The sequence below is a fragment of the Pseudomonas campi genome (assembly GCF_013200955.2).
In the GTDB taxonomy this organism is placed as follows: domain Bacteria; phylum Pseudomonadota; class Gammaproteobacteria; order Pseudomonadales; family Pseudomonadaceae; genus Aquipseudomonas; species Aquipseudomonas campi.
The window spans coordinates 1,480,174-1,505,536 of record NZ_CP053697.2; the positions used below are offsets into that span (position 1 = coordinate 1,480,174).

The following is a 25,363-nucleotide window of genomic DNA, read 5'->3' on the forward strand; positions in this document are numbered from 1 at the left end:
AGTGTCATGCCCGCAGACCGCAAGATCGACTATATCGAGTTGCCCGCCAGGGATCTGCTGCTGGCCAAGGCGTTCTACAACAGCGTATTCGGCTGGCAGTTCGTCGATTACGGACCGGAGTATTGCGCCTTCAATGACGGACGCCTGGACGGAGGTTTCTACAAGGCCAACCTGAATGCCACCACCGCCAATGGCTCGGTGCTGGTGGTGCTCTACGCCGATGACCTGGAAGCCGTGCTGGCGCGGGTGCGCGAGGGTGGTGGGTGCATCGTCAAGGATATCTTCAGCTTCCCCGGTGGCCGCCGCTTCCAGTTCGCCGATCCGAATGGGAATGAGCTGGCGGTCTGGTCCGAGCACTGAGAACCTATTTAGGATCTCTTGATCGTCGGCCATGCTGCGTTGAAATTGGGCTCGGACTGCTCATTTACACCTCGTAAACTCCGCGTCCTCGCCCAATTTCGCCTTGCCTGGCTCTAGCTCAAAAGCCCCTAAACAGGTTCTGAGAGCTTTTGAGCCGACTCTGCGTCAACTGGGGGTTTAAAGCTTCTTCGCGGAAATGATCAGCACCGGTTGGCGCGGTACGTTCTGGTGCATGCCGCGGTTGCCGGTCGGGACCTGGGCGATCTTGTCGACTACTTCCATGCCGCGCACTACCTTGCCGAACACCGCATAGCCGAAGTCGCGGCCGCCGTGATCGAGGAAGGCGTTGTCCTTGTGGTTGATGAAGAACTGGCTGGTGGCCGAGTCGACTACCTGGGTGCGGGCCATGGCCAGGGTGCCACGCAGGTTGCGCAGGCCGTTATCGGCCTCGTTCTTGATCGGGTCCTGGGTGTCTTTTTCGCCCATGTCGGCATCGAAGCCGCCGCCCTGGATCATGAAGCCGGGGATCACCCGGTGGAACTGGGTGCCGTCATAGAAACCGGATTCCACATAGGCGAGGAAGTTCTTGGCGCTGATCGGTGCCTTGTCGGCGGCCAGCTCGATTTCGACTTCACCGAGGCTGGTGGTCAGCAGCACATGGGGGTTCTCGGTGGCAGTCTCGGCGGCCATCAGATTGAGGCTGAGCAGCAGGCTGCAGGCGGCGAGGGCAAGTTTGTTGAGCATGGTAGTTCCTTGTTTTCAGGTTTTTTCAACTGAGCCAATAAAGCTCAGCAGGGTCGTGTTGAACTGCTCGGGTTGATCCATCGGCGTGGCGTGGCGCGACTGCTGGATGATCACCAGGCGCGCGTCGGGCAGCAGCTCGACGTAGCTTTGCTTGTGCGCCACCGGGGTGTAGTCGCGATCACCGCTGATCACCAACGTAGGACAGGTGATGCGGCCCAGGTGTTCCCGCACACTCCAGCCGATGATGGCATCGAGGCTGGCGAGGTAGGCGCGCTTGTCGTTCTGCGGCCAGCGTTGCTCGATCTTCTGCCGTAGCTCGGCCTGTTCCGGACGAGGGAAGAGGATGCGGCCCAGGCCCTTGCCAATGGTCTCCAGGCTGAGCAGGCGCGAGAGTGCCCAGCGCTTGCCCAACTGCCACCAGTCGCCCAGGCTCTTGGCGCGGACTTCCGGGGTGCTGTTGACGATGGTCAGGCTGTGCAGCAGCTCAGGGCGGTCGACGCCAAGCTGGAAGGCGATCATGCCGCCCATGGAAATGCCGACCAGGTGCACCTTGCCGAGGCTGAGGTGCTCGATCAGTGCGGCCGCGTCGTCGGCAAACTGCGCGATGCTGTAGGCTTCGCGTGGCTTGCCGGAGCGGCCGTGGCCACGCACGTCGAGGGCAATCACCCGGTGGCTGCGGCTGAGCAGCGGCACCTGGTATTCCCAGTCACAGGTACTTGAACCGAGGCCATGAATCAGTAGCAGTGGGCTGCCCTGCCCATGGTCCTCGAAGTGCAGTTGGCAGCCGGCGTGTTCGAAATAAGACATGGCTGGGCCTTCAGTTGGCGGGCAGGGGCGCGGCGAACGGCGCATCGAGTGGGGCGGCATCGAAGGTCTTGATCAGTTCGACGAGGATCTGCGTGGCCGGGCCCAGGGGTTTTTCCTTGTTGGCATACAGCGAGAAGGAGGGATTGCGCGTGCCGCCCTGAGCCAAGGGCAGGGGCTTGAGCAGGCCTTCGCGCAGCTCGCGTTCGATCAGGTGGCGCGGCAACCAGGCAAAGCCCAGGCCGCTGCTGACGAAGGAGGCGGCGGTGGGCAGGCTGCCGACCGTCCAGCGCTGCTCTGCACCGAGCCAGCCGACATCACGTGGCTGGGTGCGGCCGGAGTCGCGGATCACCACCTGCATCTGGCTCTCCAGATCCTGAAAAGTCAGTTCTCGCTGTAGGCGGTGCAGGGCGTGATCAGGATGGGCGACGGCGACGAATTCGATGCTGCACAGCTCGGTGCCCAGGTAGCCGGCGATGTTCAGGCCGGTGATGGCCAGGTCGGCGGTGCCTTCCAGCAACACTTCCTCGACCCCCGACAGCACTTCCTCGCGCAGGCGCACACGGCAACCGCGGCTCTGCGGGATAAAGGCGGAGAGGGCGCGGACCAGGCGGGCGTTGGGGTAGGCGGCATCGACCACAAGGCGCACCTCGGCTTCCCAGCCCTGCTCCATATAATGGGCGAGGTCTTCCAGCTGGCTGGCCTGTTTGACCAGCTGCCGCGAGCGGCGCAACAGCACTTCGCCGGCCTCGGTCAGCACCGCCTTGCGTCCGTCGATGCGCAGCAGCGGCACGCCGAGCTGCTCCTGCATGCGCGCCACCGTGTAGCTCACCGAGGATTGCGAGCGATGCAACACGTCGGCGGCCTGGGCGAAGCCGTTGTGGTCGACCACCGCCTGCAGCGTGCGCCATTGATCAAGGGTGACACGGGGCGCTTTCATCGTTGCTTCCTCTTCTCTACTCTTGGTGTCCCCTGAAGGAGACGCTGCATGAAAAAGCTTTGCCTGGCTCTGGTCACTCTGTTGCCGCTCACCGCCGTGGCTTATCCGGTGGAAATGAACAAGCAGATGAATGGCGCCGAAGTGTCGGCGACGCTTGAGGATATCGACAGCGATATCGGCTCGGTGATGCTCTACAACTACGGTCAGCGGGCTGCCCAGTGCAAGGCCACGTTCCGCAATGGCCCGGATGCGCCGCGTACGCGCAAGATCGATCTGGCGCCGGGGCAGAACAGCAATCTGACGGTGAAGTTCGGTCGTCAGGTGATCAAGCTGCGCGTCGACCTGACCTGCAAGCCCATCTGAGAACCTGTTTACGATCTCCTGGCCGTCGGCCATACGGCGTTAAAAACAGCCTCGGAATGCTCATTTACAACTCGTAAACTCCGCTTCCTCGGCTATTTTTGCCTTGTCTGGCTCTAGTCCAAAAGATCGTCAACAGGTTCTGAAGCGTTAAGCAGAGCTGCTGGCAGCCTAGTGCGGGGCTGCCTACAAATCAACTTAATCGATAGTTAGTAGCGGTTTTTTGCGCTTTTTAATCGATCTGCATCACCCTAATCTGCCCCCATCGACGCACAACAACCCCCGATGGAGGTAAGCCAAATGTCCCGTGTCCTGGTTATCGAAAGCAGCGCCCGCAAAGAAGGTTCCGTATCCCGTCAGCTGACCGCCGATTTCATCGGTCAGTGGCAAGCCGCCAATCCGCAGGATCAGATCCAGGTCCGCGACCTGGCCGTGGAGCAGGTGCCGCATCTGGATATCGACCTGCTCAGTGGCTGGATGAAGCCGGCCGACCAGCAGAACGAAGTGGAGAAGGCCGCTGCAGCCCGTTCCAATCTGCTCACCGACGAACTGCTGGCCGCCGATGTGCTGGTTCTGGCGGCGCCGATGTACAACTTCGCCATCCCCAGCACCCTGAAATCCTGGCTGGACCATGTGCTGCGTGCCGGCGTCACCTTCAAGTACACCGAAACCGGCCCGCAAGGCCTGCTGACCGGCAAGCGCGCCTATGTGCTGACCGCCCGTGGCGGCGTCTACAGCGGCAGCGCGATGGATCACCAGGAACCCTACCTGCGCCAGGCGCTGGCCTTCGTCGGTATCCATGACGTGACCTTCATCCATGCCGAAGGCCTGAACATGGGCGCCGAGTTCCTCGAGAAGGGCCTGGCCCAGGCGCGCGAGCAGCTGGCCAAGGTCGCTTGATCTACACCTGAACCACCGATCTTCCCTCCGGGCCGTGCTCCTCGGCCCGACGTTTGACCCGCCAGGCCCTGCGTTTGGCGGGTCATTTTTTATCCGGCTGTATGCTCGCTTTCCTGCGCAACTGTGTTTGAAATATCGCACGGCCTGTGCTGATATCGTCGCCACTTAATCAGGGCCGGAGGCTCCCGTGTATTTGTCGGGTCGTGGTGTGGCGCTGTCGGTGGCGGCGTCGGTGCTGTTCGTGCTGATTCCCGGCTATGTGCGCGAACTGGCACCGCTGGATGGCGTGCAGGTGTTCGCCCAGCGCATTCTCTGGTCGATTCCTGCAGTCCTGCTGCTGGTCGCCCTGGCGCGCCAGTGGACGGTATTGGCCGCAGCGTTTAATCGCCTGCGCAGTGAGCCGCTGCTGTTGCCGGCCCTGGTGCTGGCGGCGGCGTTGATGGGCGTGCAGTGGTTGCTGTTCGTCTGGGCACCGTTGGCTGGGCGCATGCTCGAAGTGTCGCTCGGTTATTTTCTGCTGCCGCTGGCCATGGTCCTGGTCGGCCGCCTGTTCTACGGCGAGCGCCTGCGCCCGCTGCAACGCTTGGCGGTGGTCTGTGCGCTGCTGGGTGTGGCCCATGAGTTGTGGCTGACTCAGGCGTTTTCCTGGGTGACGCTGGTGGCGGCGCTGGGTTATCCGCCGTACTTCATGCTGCGCCGCTGGATGCGCCTGGATGCGCTATCCGGTTTCATCCTGGAGATGCTGGTGCTGGCGCCCCTGGCGATCTGGCTGATCCATGCCCACGGTCCGCTCGGGGTATTCGATCAGGCGCCGCAGCTCTGGTGGTTGCTGCCCGGCCTGGGGCTGCTCAGCGCCCTGGCCTTCGGCGCGATGATGGCAGCCAGTCGCCTGCTGCCGTTGGGCCTGTTCGGTATTCTCAGCTATGTCGAGCCGGTGCTGCTGTTTGCCCTCGCGGTGGTGTTTCTCGGCGAGACCTTCGACCCCCTGCAGTTGTGGACCTATGCACCGATCTGGCTGGCCGTATTGCTGACCGGTTGGGACAGCGCGCGCTTGTTGCGCAAGCAGGCGCGGCAGGGTCCCTAGGTCTGCTGAAAACTGTCCGGCAGGGCGTTCTCTGGCAGGACCTGATAATGCAGCTGCACCACGCCGCTGCTGAAGCTGCGCTGCTCATGCAGCTTGAGGTGGCGTTCCAGGCCGGTGGCAAACAGCGGGATGCCGGCACCGAGCAGGTAAGGCACCAGGCTGACCACCAGTTCGTCGAGCAGGCCTGCCGCAAAGCAGGTGCCGGCCAGGGCGCCGCCACCGACCAGCCAGATACGTTGGCAACCCAGCGCTTCGAGTTCGCTGAGGGCTTCTGCGGGGCTGGCATGCCGGGCGATCACGCCTGCCGGCGTCTGCTCCATGGGGTGGCGGGTCAGGACTCGGCAGGGTTTGTCGGGGTAGGGCCAGTCACCGGCGAAGCCCAACACCGTGTCATAGGTGCCGCGGCCCATCAGCAGTCCATCGATGCTGGCGTAGAAAGCCTGGTAGCCATGGTCGTCGCCAGAGGCTTCGATGGGTTGCAGCCAGTCCACCCGGCCATCCGGACGGGCGATATAGCCATCCAGGCTGGCGGCCACGTAATAGATCAATGCTGGTTTCAAGTGCGCGGTTCTCAGTCAGCCCAAGGCGACCACCCGCGGGCCGCTAGAGTTTGGAGCCGCGCTGCGCCGGCAAAGTTTCCTGCGACTCAGTCCAGTACGTTCTGCAGCACTTCATAGATGATGCCGGTGGCAATGGCGACCAGCACCACGTCGGTACCGACCTGCTGCCACTCGTAGCCATCGTAGTGCGGCAGTTGCCCCTGCAGACGACTGTCGAAGCGTTTGGCGATACCGGGCGGCAGCGGCTTGCCGCGCGCCAGGTTCTTGCGGATGCCCGGTGGCAGCGCTTGCGTCGGGCCGATCAGCTCGCGGTTGTTGCCCAGGGTGATGCGGACCTGGCCGATGTCGATGGTCGGGCCGCGCAGGTCGACCTGAACATCCTCGCCGCCACCGTGCTTACCCTCATTGCTGTGTTTGTCGTGCTTGGGTGCGGCGTTGGCGCCATTCAGGCTGATGGTCAGGGCCAGACCGGTGAGTACGAGAAAGGTTGAGCGCGACATGCTGACTACTCCGTGTGGGGACAGGGCATTGGAGCCCGGCAGACGTTGGGTGTTCCCTGAGTGTTGCCGGGTTCAGGGAAAACGCCATCGTCGCCTGCTTCGTCAGGCAGCCACGCGCGCCCGCCCAGCCAGCAGACGCAGGATGGCGTTGAGCAGCAGGCCGTAGAGCGGCACGAACAGCAGCAGGCTGACGGCCAGTTTGACGCCGTAGTCCACGGTGGCGATTTCCACCCAGTGCTCGGCCATGAAGGCATTGTTGCTACGCCAGAAGGCCACGGAGAAGAAAGCGAAGGTATCCAGCAGGTTGCCGACGATGGTCGACAGGGTGGGGGCGATCCACCACTGCGGCAGGCGGCGCAGGCGGTCGAACACCTGGATATCGAGGACCTGTCCGAGCACATAGGCGAGGAAGCTGGCCACGGAAATGCGCAGGACGAATTCGTTGAACTGGCCCAGCGCTGCAACACCGTGGAAGGCGCCTTCCTGGAACAGCACCGAGACTATGTAGGAGGCCAGCAGCGCCGGCAGCATGACCCGGGCGATCACCTGACGCGCCGGCTTCTTGCCGAGCAGGCGCACGGTCAGGTCGGTGGCGAGGAAGATGAACGGAAAGCTGAATGCGCCCCAGGTGGTATGCCAGCCAAACAGGGTGATCGGCAGCTGCACCAGGTAGTTGCTGGCGATGATGATGAGGATGTGGAAGGCGATCAGTACGGCCAGCGCGGAGCGCCGACGCTGCTCGGGAAGCAGGGACATGGGCATTACCTTTTTAATAAATGGGGTTAGGGAACCCATGCTTTCGGGATTGAAAGCGGCGCGCATTCTATCTGCTTGTTCAACTTTGTACAAAAAACAAACAGCAGTTGTGGGGCAGAAAACTGCCGTTCGGCCGGTGCCGAGTGGCTTTTTGCATAACAGAGGCGGTCATTTACCCTGACAACCGGTAATCTATGCGGCTGTTTTGCTGATTTTTTGTCGAGGTATGCCCCGTGTTCGCCCAATTCGCCCTGCATGAACGCCTGCTCAAGGCCGTCGCCGAGCTCAACTTCACCGAGCCGACGCCGGTGCAGCAAGCGGCGATTCCGCCGGCACTGGAAGGGCGCGACCTGCGGGTGACGGCGCAGACCGGCAGCGGCAAGACCGCGGCCTTCGTCCTGCCGCTGCTCAACCGCCTGATGGGCGATGCCCTGCCGCGGGTGACCATCCGCGCGCTGATTCTGCTGCCGACCCGCGAACTGGCCCAGCAGACGCTCAAGGAAGTCGAGCGCTTCTCTCAGTTCACCTTCATCAAGTCCGGGATGATCACCGGTGGCGAGGACTTCAAGGTGCAGGCAGCCATGCTGCGCAAGGTGCCGGACATCCTTATCGGTACTCCGGGGCGCCTGCTCGAACACCTCAACGCCGGCACCCTCAAGCTCAATGACGTGGAAGTGCTGATCCTCGACGAAGCCGACCGCATGCTCGACATGGGCTTCTCCGAAGACGTGCAGCGCCTGGGCAAGGAATGTGCGAACCGCCAGCAGACCATGCTGTTCTCCGCCACCAGCGGCGGTAACGGCCTGCGCGAAATGGTCGCCAGCGTGCTGCGCGAGCCGGTGCACCTCAAGCTCAACAGCGTCAGCGAGCTGAACGAGGGCACCCGCCAGCAGATCATCACCGCCGACCACAACTACCACAAGGAACGACTGGTCGAGTGGCTGCTGGCCAACGAGACCTACCAGAAGGCGATCATCTTCACCAACACCCGGGTCCAGGCCGACCGTCTGTGGGGCAAGCTGGTGGCGGCCGAGCACAAGGTGTACGTGCTGCACGGCGAGAAAGACCAGAAGGACCGCAAACTGGCCATCGACCGCATCAAGCAGGGCGGGGCCAAGGTGCTGGTCGCCACCGACGTGGCCGCCCGCGGCCTGGATGTCGACGGCATGGATCTGGTGATCAACTTCGACATGCCGCGCTCCGGCGATGACTACGTGCACCGTATCGGTCGTACCGGGCGTGCCGGTGGTGAAGGCCTGGCGATCTCGCTGATCACCCACAGCGACTGGAGCCTGATGTCGAGCATCGAACGCTACCTCAAACAGCGTTTCGAACGACGCAATATCAAAGACCTGAAGGGCATCTACCAGGGGCCGAAGAACCTCAAGGCCTCCGGCAAGCCGGTCGGGCCGAAGAAGAAAAAGGTCGACAAGAAGGACGCCAAGAAGCCGGGCGCCAAGGCCGCCGCACCCAAGCGCAAGCCGACTGCACGACCGAACAATGCACCGTCCGCGGTGGTCAGCCAGGACGGCCTGGCACCGCTCAAGCGCAAGAAGCCGGCGGCGGAATAAAACAAAAGGGAGCCAGTTGGCTCCCTTTTTTATTGTCGCTATGCCGAGTCGGCGTTGATCCAGGCCGCCGATTCGTAGGGCTGTTTTAGCCACGAAAGCTGTTCCGCGCTGGCGGCTTTTCGCGGATAGATCCGCCACTGGGGCTGAGCTATCAGCTCACCGGGCGCTCTTCCTTGGCCAGACAGGCCGCAGCGGTGAACAGCGCGTCGGTGGAGGAGTTCAGTGCGGTTTCCGCGCTGTCCTGCAGGATGCCGATGATGAAACCGATGGCCACCACCTGCATGGCGGTCTCGCTGGGGATGCCGAACAGGCTGCAGGCCAGCGGAATCAGTAGCAGCGAACCACCGGCCACGCCCGAGGCGCCGCAGGCGCAGACGGCGGCCACCACGCACAGCAGAATGGCGGTCGGCATATCGACGACGACGCCGAGCGTGTGCGCGGCGGCCAGGGTCAGCACGCTGATGGTGATGGCGGCACCGGCCATGTTGATGGTCGCACCCAGCGGGATGGACACCGCATAGGTGTCTTCATGCAGACCCAGGCGTGCGGCCAACTGCAGGTTGACCGGCACGTTGGCCGCCGAGCTGCGGGTGAAGAAGGCGGTGATGCCGCTCTCGCGCAGGCAGGTGAATACCAGCGGATAGGGGTTGCGGCGGATCTGGCTGAAGACGATCAGCGGGTTGACCACCAGCGCCACGAACAGCATGCAGCCGACCAGCACCGCCAGCAGCTGGACATAGCCGAGCAGGGCCTTGATGCCGGCGTCGGCAAAGGTGGTGGCGACCAGGCCGAACACCCCGAGTGGGGCGAAGCGGATCACCACTTTGACAATCAGCGAAACGCCTTCGGCCAGGTCGCCGAATACGCTGCGGGTGGTTGCGCTGCCGTGGCGAATGGCGATACCCAGGCCGATGGCCCAGGCCAGGATGCCGATGAAATTGCCTTTGAGCAGGGCATTGACCGGGTTGTCCACGGTGCTCATGGCCAGGGTCTTGAGTACTTCGGCGATGCCGCCGGGTGGCGTGCTGCCAGTGGCGACATCGCTGAGCACCAGGGTCGTTGGCCACAGGCTGCTGGCGATCACCGCGACGATGGCGGCGGCCAGCGTGCCGATCAGGTACAGAATCAGGATCGGGCGGATATGGGTCGGTTGGCCGGGCTTGTGGTTGGCAATCGCCGAGGCCACCAGGATGAATACCAGGATCGGTGCCACGGCTTTCAGCGCGGAGATGAACAGACTGCCGAGGAAGCCGACTTCATCGGTGGCTTGCGGCCACAGCAGGGCCAGCAGGATACCGGCGATCAGGCCGATGATGATCTGGCTGACCAGGCTGGTGCGGGTCAGCAATTGCAGGATAGGGCGATGGATCATGGTCGATGTTCCTGAGGTTCGGCATGCCGCGTCGGTGGGCGCACTGCATGCGGGGCGACAGTCCAGTCGGGCAGGAGTGGTAACTCGTGCTGGCTGGGCAGTCGGATTCCGGGTGCCTGCCGGATTACGGCAGACGCAGAAAACAAGGCGGCGATTCTAAAGGCTCGAAGCCGCGGGTGATGGCCTTCCGTCAGTTGGTTGCTGTGGGTGTGCCATGCGCGTCAGGTTAAAACTAGTGTGCACGGTGCTCCCTAGTCAGACGGGCTTTCGTGCAGCAGGTAATGTCGATCTGGGCAAATGAAAACGGCCCGTGAGGGCCGTTGCCATTGACCTTGCGAGCATCAACCGCCGAGGTAGGCGTCGCGCACTTTCGGGTCCACCAGCAGGTCGGCGCCGCTGCCCTGCATGACGATGCGGCCGTTCTCCAGCACGTAGGCGCGGTCGGCCAGCTTGAGCGCCTGGTTGGCGTTCTGCTCGACCAGGAACACCGTGACCCCGTCCTTGCGCAGCTGTTCGATGATGTCGAAGATCTGCTGGATGATGATCGGTGCCAGGCCCAGCGACGGCTCGTCGAGCAGCAGCAGCTGGGGCTTGCTCATCAGCGCCCGGCCGATGGCGAGCATCTGCTGTTCGCCGCCGGACATGGTGCCGGCACGCTGGTCGAAGCGCTCCTTGAGCCGCGGGAACAGGTGCAGGACCTTGTCCAGTTGCTCTTGGTTGTCGGCCTTGCTGCCGAAGAAGCCGCCCATGGCCAGGTTTTCTTCCACGGTCAGGCGGGCGAACACGCGACGTCCTTCCGGCACCACGGCGATGCTCTTGCGCATGATGTCGCAGGAGTCCTGGCCGACCAGTTCCTCGCCCATGTAGCGAATGCTGCCGCTGGCCGCGCGCGGGTTGCCGCACAGGGTCATCAGCAGGGTCGACTTGCCGGCACCGTTGGCGCCGATCAGGGTGACGATCTCGCCTTGCTGCACTTCGATGCTGACATCGTGCAGGGCCTGGATCTTGCCGTAGAAGGTGGAGACGTTGTCAAAACGCAGCATTAGGCTTCCCCCAGGTAGGCTTTGATCACGTCCGGATTGTTGCGGATCTGCTCCGGCGTGCCGTCCGCCAGGGGGGTGCCCTGGTTGATCACGTAGATGTGGTCGGAAATGCTCATGACCAGCTTCATGTCGTGCTCGATCAGCAGCACGGTGACGTCGTGGTCATGGCGCAGCATGCCGATCAGCGCCTTGAGGTCTTCGGTCTCGCGCGGGTTGAGACCGGCGGCCGGCTCGTCGAGCATGAGGATGCGCGGGCGGGTCATCATGCAACGTGCGATTTCCAGGCGGCGCTGCTGGCCGTAGGCCAGGGTGCCGGCCGGGCGGTTGGCGACGTCGGTCAGGTTGACCTGTTCCAGCCAGTGCGCGGCATATTCCATTGCCGTTTGTTCGCTGCGGCGGAAGCTCGGGGTCTTCAGCAGGCCCGCGAGGAAGTTGGTGTTGAGGTGGCGATGCTGGGCGACCAGCAGGTTCTCCACCGCCGTCATTTCCTTGAACAGGCGAACGTTCTGGAAGGTGCGCACCACGCCTTTGCGGGCGATCTTGTGGCCGGGCAGGTGCTGCACCGGCTCGTCGTCGAGCAGGATCACCCCGCCGGTGGGCTGGTAGAAGCCGGTCAGGCAGTTGAACACGGTGGTCTTGCCGGCGCCGTTGGGGCCGATCATCGACACCACCTGCTTGGGCTGCACGGTGAGGGCGACATTGTTGACGGCCAGCAGGCCGCCGAAGCGCATGGTCAGCCCGCTGACTTCAAGTATTGGCCGGCTCATGCTTTCAACTCCACGTGTTGGGGCTGCACGCTGAGGGCCACACCGTTGACGGGCTGCAAGAGGCCGCCGAAGCGCATGGTCAGCCCGCTGACTTCAAGAATCGGGCGGCTCATGATTTCAACTCCAGGTGCGGGCGTTGCATGGGCAGCAGGCCCTGCGGACGCCAGATCATCATCAGTACCATCAGGGCACCGAACATCAGCATGCGGTACTCGTTGAACTCGCGAGCCAGTTCCGGCAGCAGGATCATCACCACGGCGGCGAGGATGATGCCGAGCTGCGAGCCCATGCCACCCAGCACGACGATGGCGAGGATGATCGCCGACTCGATGAAGGTGAACGACTCCGGAGTGACCAGGCCCTGGCGCGCAGCGAAGAAGCTGCCGGCGAAACCGGCGAAGGTGGCACCGAGGGTGAAGGCCGAGAGCTTGATCACGGTGGGGTTCATACCCAGCGCGCGGCAGGCGATTTCGTCTTCACGCAGGGCTTCCCAGGCACGGCCGATCGGCATGCGCAGCAGGCGGTTGATCACGAACAGGGTGAGCAATACCAGCAGCAGGGCGATCAGGTAGAGGAAGATCACCTTGTTGATGCCGTTGTAGGCAATCCCGAAGTACTCGTGGAAGGTCTGCATGCCTTCGGCGGCGCGGCGTTCGAAGGACAGGCCGAACAGGCTCGGTTTCTCGATGTTGCTGATGCCGTTGGGGCCGCCAGTCAGTTCGGTCATGTTGCGCAGCAGGATGCGGATGATCTCGCCGAAACCGAGGGTGACGATGGCCAGGTAGTCGCCCCTCAGGCGTAACACCGGGAAGCCGAGGATGAAGCCGAAGAAGGCCGCCATCAGACCGGCAATCGGCAGGCAGATCCAGAAACCCAGGCCGTAGTAGTGCGACAGCAGCGCGTAGCTGTAGGCGCCGACGGCGTAGAAACCGACGTAACCGAGGTCGAGCAGGCCGGCCAGGCCGACCACGATGTTCAGGCCGAGGCCGAGCATCACGTAGATCAGGATCAGCGTGGCGATATCCACCGCGCCACGGCTGCCGAAGAACGGCCAGGCCAGGCCGACCACGATCAGGCCGAGAATGATCCAGCGCTGGGTCGAGGGCAGGGTCAGGAAGTTGCTGGCCTTGTCCGGCATCACCGGCAGCTTGGGCGCATTGGCCCAGGCGGCGCCGAGCTGATCGCGAAACAGCTGCCAGAAGAACATGGCAATGGCGCAGGCTGCGATGGTCCACAGCACGGCGGGGCTGGCGCCATGCACTTCCAGCTGGATGCCAACGGTGGTCAGCTTCAGGCCCAGTACCGGGTAGGCTACGGCCAGCACCAGCAGGGCGCTGAAGAAGGCGGTCTTGAGATTCTTGGTCATCATACTTTCTCGACCTCCGGGCGGCCGAGGATGCCGGTCGGACGGAACAGCAGCACCAGGACCAGCAGGCCGAAGGCCACCACGTCCTTGTACTGATCGCCGAAGACATCGGCGCCAAAGGCTTCGGACACACCGAGCACCAGGCCGCCGAGCATGGCGCCGGGGATGCTGCCGATGCCGCCCAGCACCGCGGCGGTGAACGCCTTGATGCCATAGAGGAAACCGATGTGCGGGTTGATCACCCCGTACTGCATGCCCAGCAGCACCGCAGCCACGGCGGCCAGGGTGGCGCCGATGACGAAGGTCAGGGCGATGATGTTGTTGGTGTTGATGCCCAGCAGGTTGGCCATCTTGATGTCTTCGGCGCAGGCGCGGCAGGCGCGACCCAGGCGCGAACGGGAGATGAACAGGGTCAGGCCGTACATCACGGCAAAGGTGACGACGAAGATCAGCACCTGCATGTAGGAGATGGTCACGCTGTGCATGGCGCTCTCACCGAACACGAAGTTGCCCGGCAGCAGGTTGGGGATGGCCTTGTCCTTGGAGTCCTGGGCCAGCAGCACTTCGTTCTGCAGGAAAATCGACATGCCGATCGCGGAGATCAGCGGGATCAGGCGGTTGCTGCCGCGCAGGGGGCGATAGGCCACCCGTTCGATACTGTAGCCATAGGCGCTGGCGACAATGATGCTGGCGGAAAAAGCGCCGATCATCAGGATAGGTAGGCTGTCCAGACCCATCAGGGTCAGGCCGGCGATGGCGATGAAGGCCACATACGAACCAATCATCAGAACCTCGCCGTGGGCGAAGTTGATCATGCCGATGATGCCGTAGACCATGGTGTAGCCGATGGCGATCAGGGCATAGGTACTGCCAACGGTGAGCCCGTTGATCAGCTGCTGCAGGTAGTGATAAAGATCAGGCATTGCCTAACTCCTGGGTCGCTACGCAAGGCGGCGCTTGTGGCGCAGCGTAAGACCGGGATTCTTCGAATAAACAAAGCCCACTGCATTGGCAGTGGGCTCTGGGTTCAGGCGGGAAGCTTATTTAGCTTCGGTTTTGGTGCCGTCCTGGTGCCACTCGTAAACCACGAAGCTGAAGTCCTTCAGATCGCCTTTCTCGTCAAAGCCGAGGGTTCCGGTAGGGGTGTCGAAGCTGTTGGCGCGCAGCGCCGCAGCCACTTTGGCGGTGTCGGTATCGCCCGCCTTCTTGATGCCTTCGGCAATCACTTGCACGGCAGCGTAGGCCGGGAATACGAACGGGCCGCTCGGGTCCTGGTTCTTGGCCTTGAAGCCGTCTACCAGAGCCTGGTTCTTCGGATCCTGGTCGAAGGATTTCGGCAGGGTCACCAGCATCCCTTCGGAAGCCGGGCCAGCGATGGCCGAGATTTCCTTGTTACCCACGCCTTCCGGACCCATGAACTTGACGTTCAGGCCTTTCTCTTTGGTCTGGCGCAGTAGCAGACCCAGTTCCGGGTGGTAGCCGCCGTAGTAGACGAAGTCGACACCGGCCTGCTTGAGCTTGGCGATCAGGGCGGAGAAGTCCTTGTCGCCGGCGTTGATGCCTTCGAACAGGGCAACTTTGGTGCCTTTGCCTTCCAGGGTCTGCTTGACCGCGGTGGCGATGCCTTCACCGTACTGCTGCTTGTCGTGGATCACGGCAACGGTTTTCGGTTTGACGTGGTCTGCAATGAAGTTGCCGGCGGTCGGGCCTTGCAGGCTGTCCAGACCGATGGTGCGGAACACCAGTTGATAACCGCGAGCGGTGATTTCCGGGCTGGTGGACGCCGCGGTGACCATCAGAATGCCTTCGTCTTCGTAAATGTCGGACGCCGGCTGAGTGGAGCTGGAGCAGAGGTGGCCAACCACGAATTTGACTTCGTCGTTGACGATCTTGTTGGCTACGGCAACGGCTTGTTTCGGGTCGCAGGCATCGTCGTACTTGACGCCTTCGAGCATCGCGCCGTTCACCCCGCCGGCCTTGTTGATCTGCTCGATGGCCATTTCGGCACCGATGAACTGCATCTCGCCGTACTGGGCAACAGCACCGGTAACCGGGCCTGCCAGAGCGATTTTGATGGTATCAGCGGCCATCGAATAGCTGGTCATGCCAGCCAGAGCCATGGCGGCGAACAGCTTGGATACTTGCTTGCTAGCCTTATTCATAGTGCTCCACTCTTTATTGGTGTTTTTCGTTGTTGTAATCCACGCGGCCAAAGCTGCGGGACCGGTTCAGTTTCCCCGGCCACACCCCCCGGCAACTGTACCGGGACAGTGTAGAACTCCGTTTCCTGCCTTGAAAAGCGGGCAGTCCGGAGCGAAGAGGGGGTGTGTCGCTTAATTGAAACAAACGTACATAATAACGGCGCAGCTTTTGCTGACTGGCCAGTCGTTGGCGAAGGGCTGGCCGCTCAACTGACTTGCCTGTCGGACGTCCGACGCTATCATGCGCGCCGCACCCTCAACCAGCTGCTTGTAAACAGGCCCGTCATGACAGAACAACCTAGCACCCTCTATGCCAAGCTGCTTGGCGAAACCGCGCCGATCACCTGGCAGGAGCTGCAACCTTTCTTTGCTCGTGGCGCCTTGCTCTGGGTCGATAGCGCACTGGATCTGGTGGAGGTCGCGCTGGCCGTTGCCGAAGACGATCAGGCCAAGGTGGCTGGCTGGTTGCAGGCCGGGCAGGTGGCCAAAGTCGAGGAAACTCGTGCCGAAGACCTGCTGGCCCGTGACCCCAAGCTCTGGGCCGTGGTGGTGGCGCCCTGGGTGCTGATTCAGGAGCGTGCAGAAGCGCCCACAGTGCACTGAAACCGGGTGGCCAGGGTTGGGCCAAGGCCCGCGCGCTTTTCGTGGCAGCGGTTTGAGCCACGCAAGAGGCTCCGCCACCGAGGTTTTATCGAGGATAAATTCGCCACAGGTCGGTGAAAGCCGTCCCTTCAAGTATTGGAGCCCTGCATGCCTGTATCCCCGCCTGTTTTGGCCTTCGCCGGTATTGGCCTGATGGGACTGCCCATGAGCCGTCGCCTGCTGGCGGCGGGGTATCCGCTGCGGCTGTGGAACCGTTCGCCGGAAAAACTGCAGGACTTGTTGGCGCAGGGCGCGCAGGCGGCCGCGGCGCCGGCACAGCTGTGTGCCGAGGCGGAGATCGTCATGCTCTGCCTGGCCGATACTGCGGCGGTGCGCGAGGTGGTGTTCGGCCCTGGCGGCATCGTCGAGGGCGCACGTCCTGGCCAGCTGCTGGTCGACTTCTCCAGCCTTGAGCCCGCCGCCACGCGCGAAATGGCTGTCGAGCTGGAGCAGCGCACGGGCATGCGCTGGGTCGATGCCCCGGTGTCGGGTGGCACGCTCGGCGCAGAAGCCGGCAGTCTGGCGATCATGGCGGGTGGGCGGGTCGAAGACATTGAGCGGCTGCGGCCGATCCTCGCGCACCTGGGCCAGCGCCTCACACGCATGGGCGAAGTTGGGGCCGGGCAGGTGACCAAGGTCTGCAACCAGATGATCGTTGCCTGCAATGCTCTGGTGATCGCCGAGGTGGTGGCCCTGGCCGAGCAGGCCGGAGTCGATGCTCGTCTGCTGGCTCCGGCACTGGCCGGCGGTTTTGCCGATTCCAGGCCGCTGCAGATACTGGCGCCGCAGATGGCGGACAGCCAGTTCGAGCCGGTCAAGTGGCATGTGCGCACCCTGCTCAAGGATCTCGATACGGCCAGCAAACTGTCTCGCGAGCAGGGCAGCGCTACACCCATGAGTGGCCTGGCGGCGCAGTTGATGCGTTTGCATGGCAGTCAGGGGCATCTGGAGCATGATCCCGCCACGCTGGTGCAGCTCTATCGCGAGACTGACGCATGAAAATTGCGGCCAACCTGTCCATGCTGTTCACCGAACTGCCGCTGCTCGAGCGCGCACAGGCGGCCGCGGCGGTCGGTTTCGAGGGCGTGGAAATCCAGTTCCCTTATGAAGTACCGGCCATTCGTCTCAAGGAAGCGCTGGAGCGCGCCGGTTTGCCGCTGGTGCTGATCAACCTGCCGGCCGCTGATCTGATGACTGGCGGCCCGGGGCTGGCGGCAGTGCCTGCGCGGCAGGCCGAGTTTGCTGCAGCGCTGCAGGAAGCGCTGACCTATGCCGCTATGGTCCGGCCGAGCTGTGTCAACGTACTGCCGGGGCGACTGGCCGAGGGCGTGACACGTGAAGAGGCTCTGGCAGTTCTGGTGGCCAATCTACGCAAGGCGGCCGAGGCTTTTCAGTGCCTAGGGATTCGCGTGCTGTGCGAAGCGATCAATCCCCTCGACATGCCGGGCTTTCTGATCAATACCCCCGAGCAGCTGGACGAGCTGCTGCGAGCAGTCGATCACCCGAACTGCCAGGCTCAGTTCGATCTCTACCACATGGCCCGGCAGGGGCTGGATATCGAGGCGGGCATTGCTTTGTTGGCCGGGCGCATTGGCCATGTGCAGTTCGCGGACTGCCCAGGCAGAGGAGAACCGGGGAGTGGCGAGCTGGATTTTCTACCCTTGATCAGGGTATTGCAGGCACGGGGATATGGTGGCTGGTTGGGCGCCGAGTACAAGGGAGATAGACTGCACGTCGGGTCGTTCGCCTGGCTCCGACTATGGCAGAACCTCCTTGGGGTATGATTGCGCAGATGTTGTATGAGTCAGCTGCTGGCTGACGCATGGAGTACTGTGGGTAAGTTAGGGTGTTGGGATTTTTGTCTATCAGGATGGAATAGCGCGTGATCAAGCCTACTGTATTGCGTGAACGCTTGTTGGGGCTGCGTCGCCGTCATAAACGTTTGTTGCAGGTTGCTGCCGATGTGGTTCTGGTCTGGTTGGCACTCTGGTTGGCATTTGTTGTTCGGATTGGTTTTGACAACTCCATTAATGTCTTCAGCAAATATGGTTGGCTGTTTATTGCTGCCCCCGTGATAGCTATCCCCTTGTTTATCCGCTTGGGTATGTACCGGGCGGTATTGCGCTACTTGGGTAATGATGCGCTATTGACCATTGCCAAGGCGGTTTCGGTATCTGCGCTGCTTCTGGCCTTGGTCGTGTACTGGTATCGGGATGCGCCTGTCGTTGTTCCGCGTTCTCTGGTATTCAATTACTGGTGGCTGAGCCTGACCCTGATTGGCGGGTTGCGTTTGCTCATGCGTCATTACTTTATGGGTGACTGGTACAGCAGCGGTCGGAGTGCCAGGCTTTCTCAGGGCGATGGCAGAGCCCCTAAGGTAGCCATTTATGGCGCTGGTACTGCAGGTAATCAGCTGGTTGCTGCGCTGCGCATGGGGCGATCGATGAACCCCGTAGCGTTCATCGATGATGACAAGGGTATCGTCAGTCAAGTCATCGCCGGGCTCAAAGTCTATAAGCCGGGCAGGATTACCCAGCTAATTGAAGATACCGGGGTGCAGGAGATTTTGTTGGCCATGCCGTCGGTGTCGCGTATGCGCCGACGGGAAATTCTCGAGTACCTGGAACAGTTCCCTCTGCATGTGCGCAGTGTGCCTGACTTCATGGACCTGGCCAGCGGCCGCGTGCAGGTTGACGCGCTTCAGGAAGTCGATATTGCCGATGTATTGGGGCGTGATGCCGTGCCACCCATGAAGGCGTTGTTCGAGCGCTGCATTCGTGGGCAGGTTGTTCTGGTGACAGGCGCCGGCGGATCTATTGGTGCTGAACTGTGCCGGCAGATCATCAGTGTGGAGCCCGCTGCATTAATATTGTTCGATCACGCTGAATACAACTTGTATGCAATTCATGGTGAGTTGGAAGCACGCATTGAGAGAGAGGCGCTATCCATCAAATTGGTACCGATTCTGGGCTCAATCGGCAGCGCTTCCCGTTTGCTCGATGTCATGCGCTGCTGGAAGGTGAACACGCTTTACCATGCCGCGGCCTATAAGCATGTACCGATTGTTGAGCACAATATCGCCGAGGGCGTGCTCAATAATGTGCTGGGTACCATCAATGCTGCACAAGCAGCTGTCCGGGCCGGAGTGGAACACTTCGTTCTGATTTCTACGGATAAAGCAGTTCGTCCGACCAATGTCATGGGCAGCACCAAGCGCCTTGCCGAAATGGTGCTTCAGGCTCTCAGTCGCGAGACTGCCCCGGTGCTCATGGGCGATAAGGATGGCGTGCGCCAGATCAACAAGACACGCTTTACCATGGTCCGTTTCGGTAATGTGCTGGGCTCTTCGGGCTCGGTTATTCCGCGCTTTCGTGAGCAGATTCGGTGCGGTGGTCCGGTGACGGTGACTCACCCGAATATTACCCGTTACTTTATGACCATCCCCGAAGCTGCCCAGCTGGTTATCCAGGCGGGCGCCATGGGCCAGGGCGGCGATGTGTTCGTGTTAAACATGGGGCAACCGGTCAAGATCGTTGATCTGGCGGTCAAGATGATTCATCTGTCTGGATTGACCGTGCGTAATGAAAAAAATACCCATGGCGATATTGCCATCGAGTACAGCGGCCTGCGCCCCGGCGAAAAACTCTATGAAGAGTTGTTGATTGGGGAAAATGTAAGGCCTACAGAGCATCCGATGATTCTCTGTGCCAGTGAAGAGCATTTGGCTTGGGACGATTTCAAACAGCGTTTGACTGAACTGCTGGGTGCGGTAGATGACGGTGATTTCTCCAGGGTGCGCCAGCTGCTGCGCCAGACAGTCAATGGTTATGCGCCGAGTGATGACATCGTTGATCTGATGTATTTGCAGCAACAGGGACCTGGCCACGGTAACTGAAGCGGGTCAGGCTAAGATTGCCTGCACCCCATTCACCTAACAAAAAGGGCCTGCATATGCAGGCCCTTTTTTTGTTGCCGCAGCCGTCCGTTCAGTCCTTGCCGCTGTAGTCATTGAGCGAGATGACCCGCGTCTTGCCGACACGGTGGCGGTAGATCTCGCGCAGGTACTTGATGGCTTTCTTCACGCTCTCGCGGGACAGGCGGATGTCATTGATCGAGACGAACTTGTCCTTGTCGTTGATCAGCTCGCGGTACTTCTTCTCGTACATCGGCTTGATCGCGTACCAGTTGGTGTCGAGGATCTTCGCCGGGTTTTCGTGCTCGTTGAGCATGGCTTCGATCAATTCCTCATCGAACTCCTCGGAGACGATGAAGTCGAGCATGGCGTTGTCCAGGCTGTCGTCGTAGCGGTACTGGTCGCGGGCGAAGCAGCGCTTGATGAAGGCCACGATCAGGGTCAGGAAATCGTCCGACAGGCACGGGCTCTTGACGATCAGGGTGGTCAGCGACAGGTTGGCCGAGGCGCCGATCACCAGGGCGTAGCGCTTCAGGGTGGTGTTGGGGAACAGGCTGTTGAGGTGGCTCTTCAGGCGGTTGAGGTCCATGTAGGACAGTTTGTAGTCCTTGGGCAGGGACACGATGGACACCACCGAGGAGCAGTTCTTGAAGAAGTGCAGATCGCTCAGCTCGCTGGCGTCGAAGTTGGACTTCTTGTATTGCTCCAGCGCCGCACGGTAACGCTTGGATTCGATCGGCAGCAGGCTGATGCCTTCGATGGCCTGGGTCGCCTTGTTGAAGTGCGGCAGGTCGATGGAGCGGAAGAACAGGTCGTCGATATTGAGCTTGGGCTGCTCTTTCTCGAATACCTTGAATTTGTCGGTGGTGGTCGGCGGCGCCTGTTCGGCCACGACCGATTCGGCATAGGCCACGGCCACCGGGCCGGCCAGGCTCATGAACAGGTCGTTGGCATCCAGGCGGATGGTCTCGCCGATGTCGATGCCGGCGCGGCGGAAGTAGTTCTGGTCGTAGTCGGTGGTCACCGCCTGGGCGGTGAGGATGTTGAAGATCTGCTGCGAGATGTACTGGTTGGCGTGGCGCTCCATGGCGTTCACGTCGATGTTCTGGATGTTGCCGCCGTCGCTTTCCTCGGCGTAACGCATGATGTCGTTGGAGATCAGCATCATCGCGTTCCACGGGCGGATGCGGCGCATCACGCTTTCTTCACCGGTTTCCTCGTTGTCGAAGTTGTAGGAGAAGTCCCACTCCTCGGCGAGGTACTTGCACAGCAGGCGGCCGGCGTTGATATGCAGGGCCTCCGACATTTCTATTCGCTGGTCGGAGATGTTCGGCAGGATGCAGATGCCGCTGGTGAAGATCGGTTCGAAGACGAAGGAGTGATCGCGGTTGTCGTCGTTGCTTTCTTCGGCCTTGGTCTCGAAGGTCTTGCTCATGTAGGCGAACTGCTGGGCCAGGCCGAATTCCGAGGCCATGCCCGAGCCGGTGCCGCCGCCAGCGCTGAAGATGTAGAAGTACAGGCGCGACTGGTTGGCCTTGATCCCGCAGGAGTCGATCAGGTAGCTGTGGATGAACTTCCAGTCGGCATTGCTGAAGCGCTGGGTGTCCTTGTTGAGGATGATCTTGGCCAGGTACTGACCGAGGATCGGCGCGTTACCGGCGCCACCGGCATGCACCTCGGACAGGTCCATGATCTTCATCTTGCTGTAGTCGCTGAGGAAGCCGCTTTTCTCGGTCTTGCGCGAGAAGCGGATGCGTCCCTCGATGTCCTTGTCCAAGTCGCCGAGCATCACCAGTGGCTCGATGAGGAACACCGGCTTGGCTGCACGGCTGGGCGCCAGGCGCAGGTTGCTGCGGATCCAGCTGGTCGGGCGCTGCTCGTTGGCCGGTTTTTCCTGGCTGCTGAATTCGTTGAGGTAGAACTTGCGCGCGTTGTACACCAGGGAGGCAACATCCAGGGCGATGTTGGAGCCGCAGCGGCCCAGGCCGATCAGGCACACGGAGGGGAAGTGCTGGCTGGAGCGTATGTCACTGCCATCGTCGCCCAGTACCTTGGGGAATACCCGCTCACGCAGGCCGTCGAGATTTTCCAGGATGCGGTCGATGTCGCGCTCGGTGAAGTACATGTACTGCTCGCCATTGCCAGCTGGGCTGATGGTTACCCGGGGCGGCGCGGGTGCTTCAGCAACTTCAGCGATTTCGGCAACGACTTGGCGCGCTTCGGAAACGGTGGAATCTGCGTCTTTTGTTGTTTTCATCATCGACATTCCGTGGATGTGTGCGGCGTATCAGGGGTTGGTATTCAACTAAATGCATTCTTGTTACACGAATACGCACTATATACAGCGAATGTGCATTCTTCGAGGTGGTGCCGGATTGCTGGCGGTTTTTTATTGGCTTTTTGTTTATGCCTCCACTCGATTACGACCCAGTTGCTTGGCTCTATAAAGTGCGGCATCGGCATTGCGCACCAGGTCGCGCAGGAGCTCTCCGGGCACCAGTTGGGCAATGCCGAAACTGGCGCTGATGGGCTGCTGTACCAGCAATGAGGCCTTGGCTACCCGTTCACGTAGCTTTTCCGCCAACTGTTCGGCTTGCTGCCGGTCTGTGTGGGGCATGAGGATAAGGAATTCCTCGCCACCCCAGCGGCACAGGCTGTCGGATTCACGCAGGTGCCCGCCGACCAGTTGCGCCAGGCGGCACAGCACCTGATCGCCCACCTCGTGGCCATGCTGGTCGTTGATATCCTTGAAATGGTCGAGGTCGAAGAACACCAGCGACAGGGGGTAGCCATAGCGCTCGGCGCGGCTTACCTCCTGGTGGGCGACTTCCTCGAACTTCAGGCGATTCCACAGGCCGGTCAGGCGATCGGTATTGGCCAGGCGCTCCAGCGTGCAGTTGCTGGTGAGCAGCTGCTGTTCGGTCGTTTGCCGACGGTTGACCTCGCGTTGCAGGGCGCGGGACAGCGTGGCGAAGCGCAGGGCAATGGCGCCGACTAGAACGATGACCAGCAGGGCGAGCACGCCGCCCAGGTAGACCATGCGGTAATCCTGCGCGACATGCTCAGTGTAGAGAAACCCCTGCAGGTCGACCGGCCCGGGCGCCATGCCCAGTTGCACATAGCTGTTGGCGATGTATTCCCAGCGCCCGGGGTTCATGTGCCCGAGCTGCACCAGCTCCGGCATGATCAGTTTGTGCAGGGCCTCGGCCTCGAAGCGCAGGTGCTCCAGGGTTTTGCCGGGCGCATAGCGCTGCTGGATCAGGCGAATGGTTTCTTCCTGGTGTGCCAGGGCGTACTGCCAGCCTTTGAGGCTGGCCGCGACGAAGGCGGCAACCTGAGCGGGTTTGTCTTCCACCAGTTGCTCGCGGGTATACAGCACATCGTTGTAGAAGTTGACGCCGTACTCGCGCGGGTTGATCAGGTGGTAGTCGGCGCCATGCTGGCTCAGCCAGTAGGGTTCGTTGGAAATGTAGCCGTCGTAGGCGTCGGTCTTGCCGTCGAGCAGGTCCTGCAGGTTGAAGCTGGTGGGCTGGATGGTCAGCTGGTTGATGTCGATGCCTTCCCGGCGCAGGGTGATCAGCAGTTCGGCGCTTTCCGGCGCCGGCATCAGCATCAGGCGCTTGCCGGCCAGGTCCATCGGGGTGCGGATGCCGGAGTCGGCGCGCACGATCCACACGATGGGCGAGGTCTGCATGATCGCCGCCAGCGCCACCACCGGCTTGCCGGCCATGCGCTCGATGACCATGCCGCTGTTGCTGATGGCGAAGTCGCTGTCGCCTGCCAGCAGGGCATCCACTGGTTTGAGCGCGCTGGGGCCGCCTTCGAGGATTTCCACGTCCAGCCCGGCATCGCGGTAATAGCCTTTTTCCAGGGCCATGTAGTAGCCGGCGAACTGGAACTGGTGCAGCCAGCGCAGTTGCAGGCGCAGTTTGTCGGCGGCCAGGGCCGTGCCCGCATGCAGTGAACAGAGGGCGAACAGAGCCAGCAGGCATAGGCAGATGGCCCTCTGGCTAGCATGGCGGCGCGAGATGAGTGGCTGGCTGGGCGGCACGGAATACTCTGGGAGTGGCACTTTGCTTTCACTGTAGCGGTTTCTGGCGCTTTCTGGATATCCGCAGATTGCCTGATCAGAGCGTTGGATGAATGTGCTGAGGTGATTTCTACTTGTCTGTCTGGTCAGTATTTTCCTGTGCGGGCTTGCCCGGCGCGCAGCCTGCGGGGTAGGGTGGCGGGCCCGGTCCAGGCGGCCGTTCTGCGTGTGGATGTGCTGTGAAATCTGCTTCTCGGGCCTTGCTGATGCTGGCTCTGCTGCTGGCGGCGATCAATTTGCGCCCCGGCATCACTTCCCTTGCCCCCTTGATCGAGCGAATTGCCAGTGAGCTCGCGCTGAGCCGTGGGCTGATCAGCCTGACCACGGCCTTGCCCGTGTTGTGCATGGGCCTGCTGGCCCTGCTGGCGCCCCGCTGTGCGGTACGTTTCGGCCTGGAGCGCACGATTACCGGCTGCCTGGTGTTGATCGGTCTGGCCCTGCTGCTGCGTCTGGGCAGCCAGGCCAGTGGTTTGCTGATCGGCAGCGCCGTGCTGCTGGGTTGCGCCATCGCCGTGGCCGGGCCGCTGCTGTCGGCCTATATCAAACGTCATTTCGTCGGCCATATCGGCCGGGTGGTGGGCTGGTATTCGTTCGGTATGGCGATTGGTGGGGCGGCCGGGGCGGTGCTGACCATTCCCGTCACGCGCGCGCTGGGCGATAACTGGAGCTTCGGCTTGGCTGGCTGGGCCGTGCCCGCATTGATCGCCGCGGCGCTGTGGGCCTGCTTGCCGAACCGCAAGGAAATTCCCGGTGAGAACGATGGCCAGGGTTTGCCCTGGCGTGAGCCGCGGGCCTGGCTGGTGACCGGCTTCTTCGCCATTCAGGCGGGGATGTTCTACACGCTGGCCACCTGGTTGGTGGCGCGTTACCACGAAGCCGGCTTCAGCCTGCTGTACAGCAACGGCTTGTTTGGCAGCTTCATGCTGGTCGGCTTGCCCAGCGCCTGGCTGCTGCCCTGGCTGGCCCAGCGCTTCGATATCCGTCAGCCGCTGCTGGTGTTCTGTGGCCTGACGATGACCCTGTGCCTGGGCATGATCAGCGTTGTCCCGCAGTGGCTGCCGGAAGTCTGGGCGCTGCTCATGGGCCTGGCTCTGAGTGGCTCTTTCGCCCTGTCGCTGGTGCTGCCGTTGTACGAGGTGCATACGTCGCTGGCGGTCAGTCGCTGGACGGCGATGATGCTCTGCGCCGGTTATTGCATGGCCTGCCTGGCGCCCATTCTGGCGGGGCTGGCTCGCGACTTGGCGGGCAACTATCAGGTACCGTTCATGGTGCTGGCCGGCCTGGGTGTGTTGATGACGCTGATTGCCTGGTGCCTGCGCACGCCCAATCGGCAGAGTTAGGCAGTGGTTCCTTTGCAGCGGCCAGACCCTGTGATAGAAGGCAGCCTGCA

The 25,363-nt window shown here is 61.9% G+C and carries 24 protein-coding genes; 10 read left to right on the forward strand and 14 right to left on the reverse strand.

Annotation, left to right across the window (positions count from 1 at the left end; genetic code table 11):
• Positions 1 to 6: 6 nt before the first annotated feature.
• Entirely contained in the window at positions 7 to 360 is a 354-nt protein-coding gene (locus HNE05_RS06785) for a VOC family protein (protein ID WP_173204702.1), read from the forward strand.
• 177 nt (positions 361 to 537) lie between these two features.
• Here the strand turns inward: HNE05_RS06785 and HNE05_RS06790 are convergent, their stop codons facing one another.
• From HNE05_RS06790 to HNE05_RS06800, 3 genes are read right to left on the reverse strand one after another with little or no spacing between them, the layout of a single operon-like run.
• Positions 538 to 1,104: a peptidylprolyl isomerase gene (locus tag HNE05_RS06790; protein WP_173204707.1), complete on the reverse strand. Its 567-nt coding sequence runs from the start codon at positions 1,102 to 1,104 to the stop codon at positions 538 to 540.
• Positions 1,105 to 1,119: 15 nt separating this feature from the next.
• Positions 1,120 to 1,911, reverse strand: coding sequence for an alpha/beta fold hydrolase (locus HNE05_RS06795; protein WP_173204710.1), 792 nt, complete (start codon positions 1,909 to 1,911; stop codon positions 1,120 to 1,122).
• 10 nt (positions 1,912 to 1,921) lie between these two features.
• A complete protein-coding gene (locus tag HNE05_RS06800) occupies positions 1,922 to 2,848 on the reverse strand; it encodes a PA3225 family LysR-type transcriptional regulator (RefSeq protein WP_173204713.1) in 927 nt (308 codons plus the stop codon).
• A gap of 48 nt (positions 2,849 to 2,896) precedes the next feature.
• Between HNE05_RS06800 and HNE05_RS06805 the strand changes: the two genes are divergently transcribed.
• The 3 genes from HNE05_RS06805 to rarD all read left to right on the forward strand — a co-directional run bounded on the left by HNE05_RS06805 (position 2,897) and on the right by rarD (position 5,192).
• Positions 2,897 to 3,211: a 3-phosphoglycerate kinase gene (locus HNE05_RS06805; protein ID WP_173204716.1), complete on the forward strand. Its 315-nt coding sequence runs from the start codon at positions 2,897 to 2,899 to the stop codon at positions 3,209 to 3,211.
• 297 nt (positions 3,212 to 3,508) lie between these two features.
• Positions 3,509 to 4,108, forward strand: a complete 600-nt coding sequence (locus HNE05_RS06810) for an FMN-dependent NADH-azoreductase (RefSeq protein ID WP_173204720.1) — start codon at positions 3,509 to 3,511, stop codon at positions 4,106 to 4,108.
• Positions 4,109 to 4,295: 187 nt separating this feature from the next.
• Positions 4,296 to 5,192 carry an EamA family transporter RarD gene (rarD, locus tag HNE05_RS06815; protein ID WP_173204723.1) on the forward strand — a complete coding sequence of 299 codons (897 nt, stop codon included), beginning with the start codon at positions 4,296 to 4,298 and terminating at the stop codon, positions 5,190 to 5,192.
• Here the strand turns inward: rarD and HNE05_RS06820 are convergent.
• The 3 genes from HNE05_RS06820 to HNE05_RS06830 form a co-directional block, all read right to left on the reverse strand.
• Positions 5,189 to 5,752 (reverse strand): dihydrofolate reductase family protein, encoded by a 564-nt coding sequence (locus HNE05_RS06820; RefSeq protein WP_173204726.1) that lies wholly within the window; start codon positions 5,750 to 5,752, stop codon positions 5,189 to 5,191. The two genes, rarD and HNE05_RS06820, sit on opposite strands and share 4 nt — an antisense overlap.
• 86 nt (positions 5,753 to 5,838) lie before the next feature.
• A complete protein-coding gene (locus HNE05_RS06825) occupies positions 5,839 to 6,252 on the reverse strand; it encodes an anti-virulence regulator CigR family protein (protein ID WP_173204729.1) in 414 nt (137 codons plus the stop codon).
• 102 nt (positions 6,253 to 6,354) lie between these two features.
• Complete coding sequence (locus HNE05_RS06830) at positions 6,355 to 7,008, reverse strand: 7-cyano-7-deazaguanine/7-aminomethyl-7-deazaguanine transporter (RefSeq protein WP_173204733.1); 654 nt, start codon at positions 7,006 to 7,008, stop codon at positions 6,355 to 6,357.
• Between the two features lie 233 nt (positions 7,009 to 7,241).
• On the opposite strand from HNE05_RS06830, the gene HNE05_RS06835 reads away from it, so the two are divergent.
• Positions 7,242 to 8,579 carry a DEAD/DEAH box helicase gene (locus HNE05_RS06835; RefSeq protein WP_173204736.1) on the forward strand — a complete coding sequence of 446 codons (1,338 nt, stop codon included), beginning with the start codon at positions 7,242 to 7,244 and terminating at the stop codon, positions 8,577 to 8,579.
• A 151-nt stretch (positions 8,580 to 8,730) separates the two neighbouring features.
• On the opposite strand, the gene sstT is transcribed toward HNE05_RS06835, so the two are convergent.
• From sstT to HNE05_RS06870, 6 genes are all read right to left on the reverse strand, one after another.
• Positions 8,731 to 9,951 (reverse strand): serine/threonine transporter SstT, encoded by a 1,221-nt coding sequence (gene sstT / locus HNE05_RS06840; RefSeq protein WP_173204739.1) that lies wholly within the window; start codon positions 9,949 to 9,951, stop codon positions 8,731 to 8,733.
• Between the two features lie 341 nt (positions 9,952 to 10,292).
• On the reverse strand, positions 10,293 to 10,994 hold the full coding sequence (locus HNE05_RS06845) for an ABC transporter ATP-binding protein (protein WP_173204742.1): 702 nt from the start codon (positions 10,992 to 10,994) through the stop codon (positions 10,293 to 10,295).
• Entirely contained in the window at positions 10,994 to 11,761 is a 768-nt protein-coding gene (livG, locus tag HNE05_RS06850) for a high-affinity branched-chain amino acid ABC transporter ATP-binding protein LivG (RefSeq protein ID WP_173204745.1), read from the reverse strand. Before livG ends, HNE05_RS06845 begins: the two co-directional genes overlap by 1 nt.
• A 109-nt stretch (positions 11,762 to 11,870) precedes the next feature.
• Complete coding sequence (locus HNE05_RS06860; RefSeq protein ID WP_173211619.1) at positions 11,871 to 13,127, reverse strand: high-affinity branched-chain amino acid ABC transporter permease LivM; 1,257 nt, start codon at positions 13,125 to 13,127, stop codon at positions 11,871 to 11,873.
• Positions 13,127 to 14,050 carry a high-affinity branched-chain amino acid ABC transporter permease LivH gene (gene livH, locus HNE05_RS06865; protein ID WP_173204748.1) on the reverse strand — a complete coding sequence of 308 codons (924 nt, stop codon included), beginning with the start codon at positions 14,048 to 14,050 and terminating at the stop codon, positions 13,127 to 13,129. Before livH ends, HNE05_RS06860 begins: the two co-directional genes overlap by 1 nt.
• A gap of 117 nt (positions 14,051 to 14,167) precedes the next feature.
• Complete coding sequence (locus HNE05_RS06870) at positions 14,168 to 15,289, reverse strand: branched-chain amino acid ABC transporter substrate-binding protein (protein ID WP_173204751.1); 1,122 nt, start codon at positions 15,287 to 15,289, stop codon at positions 14,168 to 14,170.
• Between the two features lie 324 nt (positions 15,290 to 15,613).
• Here HNE05_RS06870 and HNE05_RS06875 point away from each other — a divergent pair, with 324 nt between their 5' ends.
• From HNE05_RS06875 to HNE05_RS06890, 4 genes are all read left to right on the forward strand, one after another.
• On the forward strand, positions 15,614 to 15,931 hold the full coding sequence (locus tag HNE05_RS06875) for a DUF2288 domain-containing protein (protein WP_173204754.1): 318 nt from the start codon (positions 15,614 to 15,616) through the stop codon (positions 15,929 to 15,931).
• 147 nt (positions 15,932 to 16,078) lie between these two features.
• Positions 16,079 to 16,969, forward strand: coding sequence for an NAD(P)-dependent oxidoreductase (locus HNE05_RS06880; RefSeq protein ID WP_173204757.1), 891 nt, complete (start codon positions 16,079 to 16,081; stop codon positions 16,967 to 16,969).
• Entirely contained in the window at positions 16,966 to 17,754 is a 789-nt protein-coding gene (locus HNE05_RS06885; protein ID WP_173204760.1) for a hydroxypyruvate isomerase family protein, read from the forward strand. Before HNE05_RS06880 ends, HNE05_RS06885 begins: the two co-directional genes overlap by 4 nt.
• A gap of 98 nt (positions 17,755 to 17,852) precedes the next feature.
• Complete coding sequence (locus HNE05_RS06890) at positions 17,853 to 19,865, forward strand: polysaccharide biosynthesis protein (protein ID WP_240008826.1); 2,013 nt, start codon at positions 17,853 to 17,855, stop codon at positions 19,863 to 19,865.
• Between the two features lie 91 nt (positions 19,866 to 19,956).
• Here the strand turns inward: HNE05_RS06890 and HNE05_RS06895 are convergent, their stop codons facing one another.
• Positions 19,957 to 22,008, reverse strand: a complete 2,052-nt coding sequence (locus HNE05_RS06895) for a hypothetical protein (RefSeq protein WP_240008848.1) — start codon at positions 22,006 to 22,008, stop codon at positions 19,957 to 19,959.
• Between the two features lie 279 nt (positions 22,009 to 22,287).
• Positions 22,288 to 23,934, reverse strand: a complete 1,647-nt coding sequence (locus HNE05_RS06900) for a GGDEF domain-containing protein (protein WP_173204763.1) — start codon at positions 23,932 to 23,934, stop codon at positions 22,288 to 22,290.
• Between the two features lie 218 nt (positions 23,935 to 24,152).
• Between HNE05_RS06900 and HNE05_RS06905 the strand changes: the two genes are divergently transcribed.
• Positions 24,153 to 25,313, forward strand: coding sequence for an MFS transporter (locus tag HNE05_RS06905; RefSeq protein ID WP_173204766.1), 1,161 nt, complete (start codon positions 24,153 to 24,155; stop codon positions 25,311 to 25,313).
• The last annotated feature ends 50 nt before the right edge of the window (positions 25,314 to 25,363 follow it).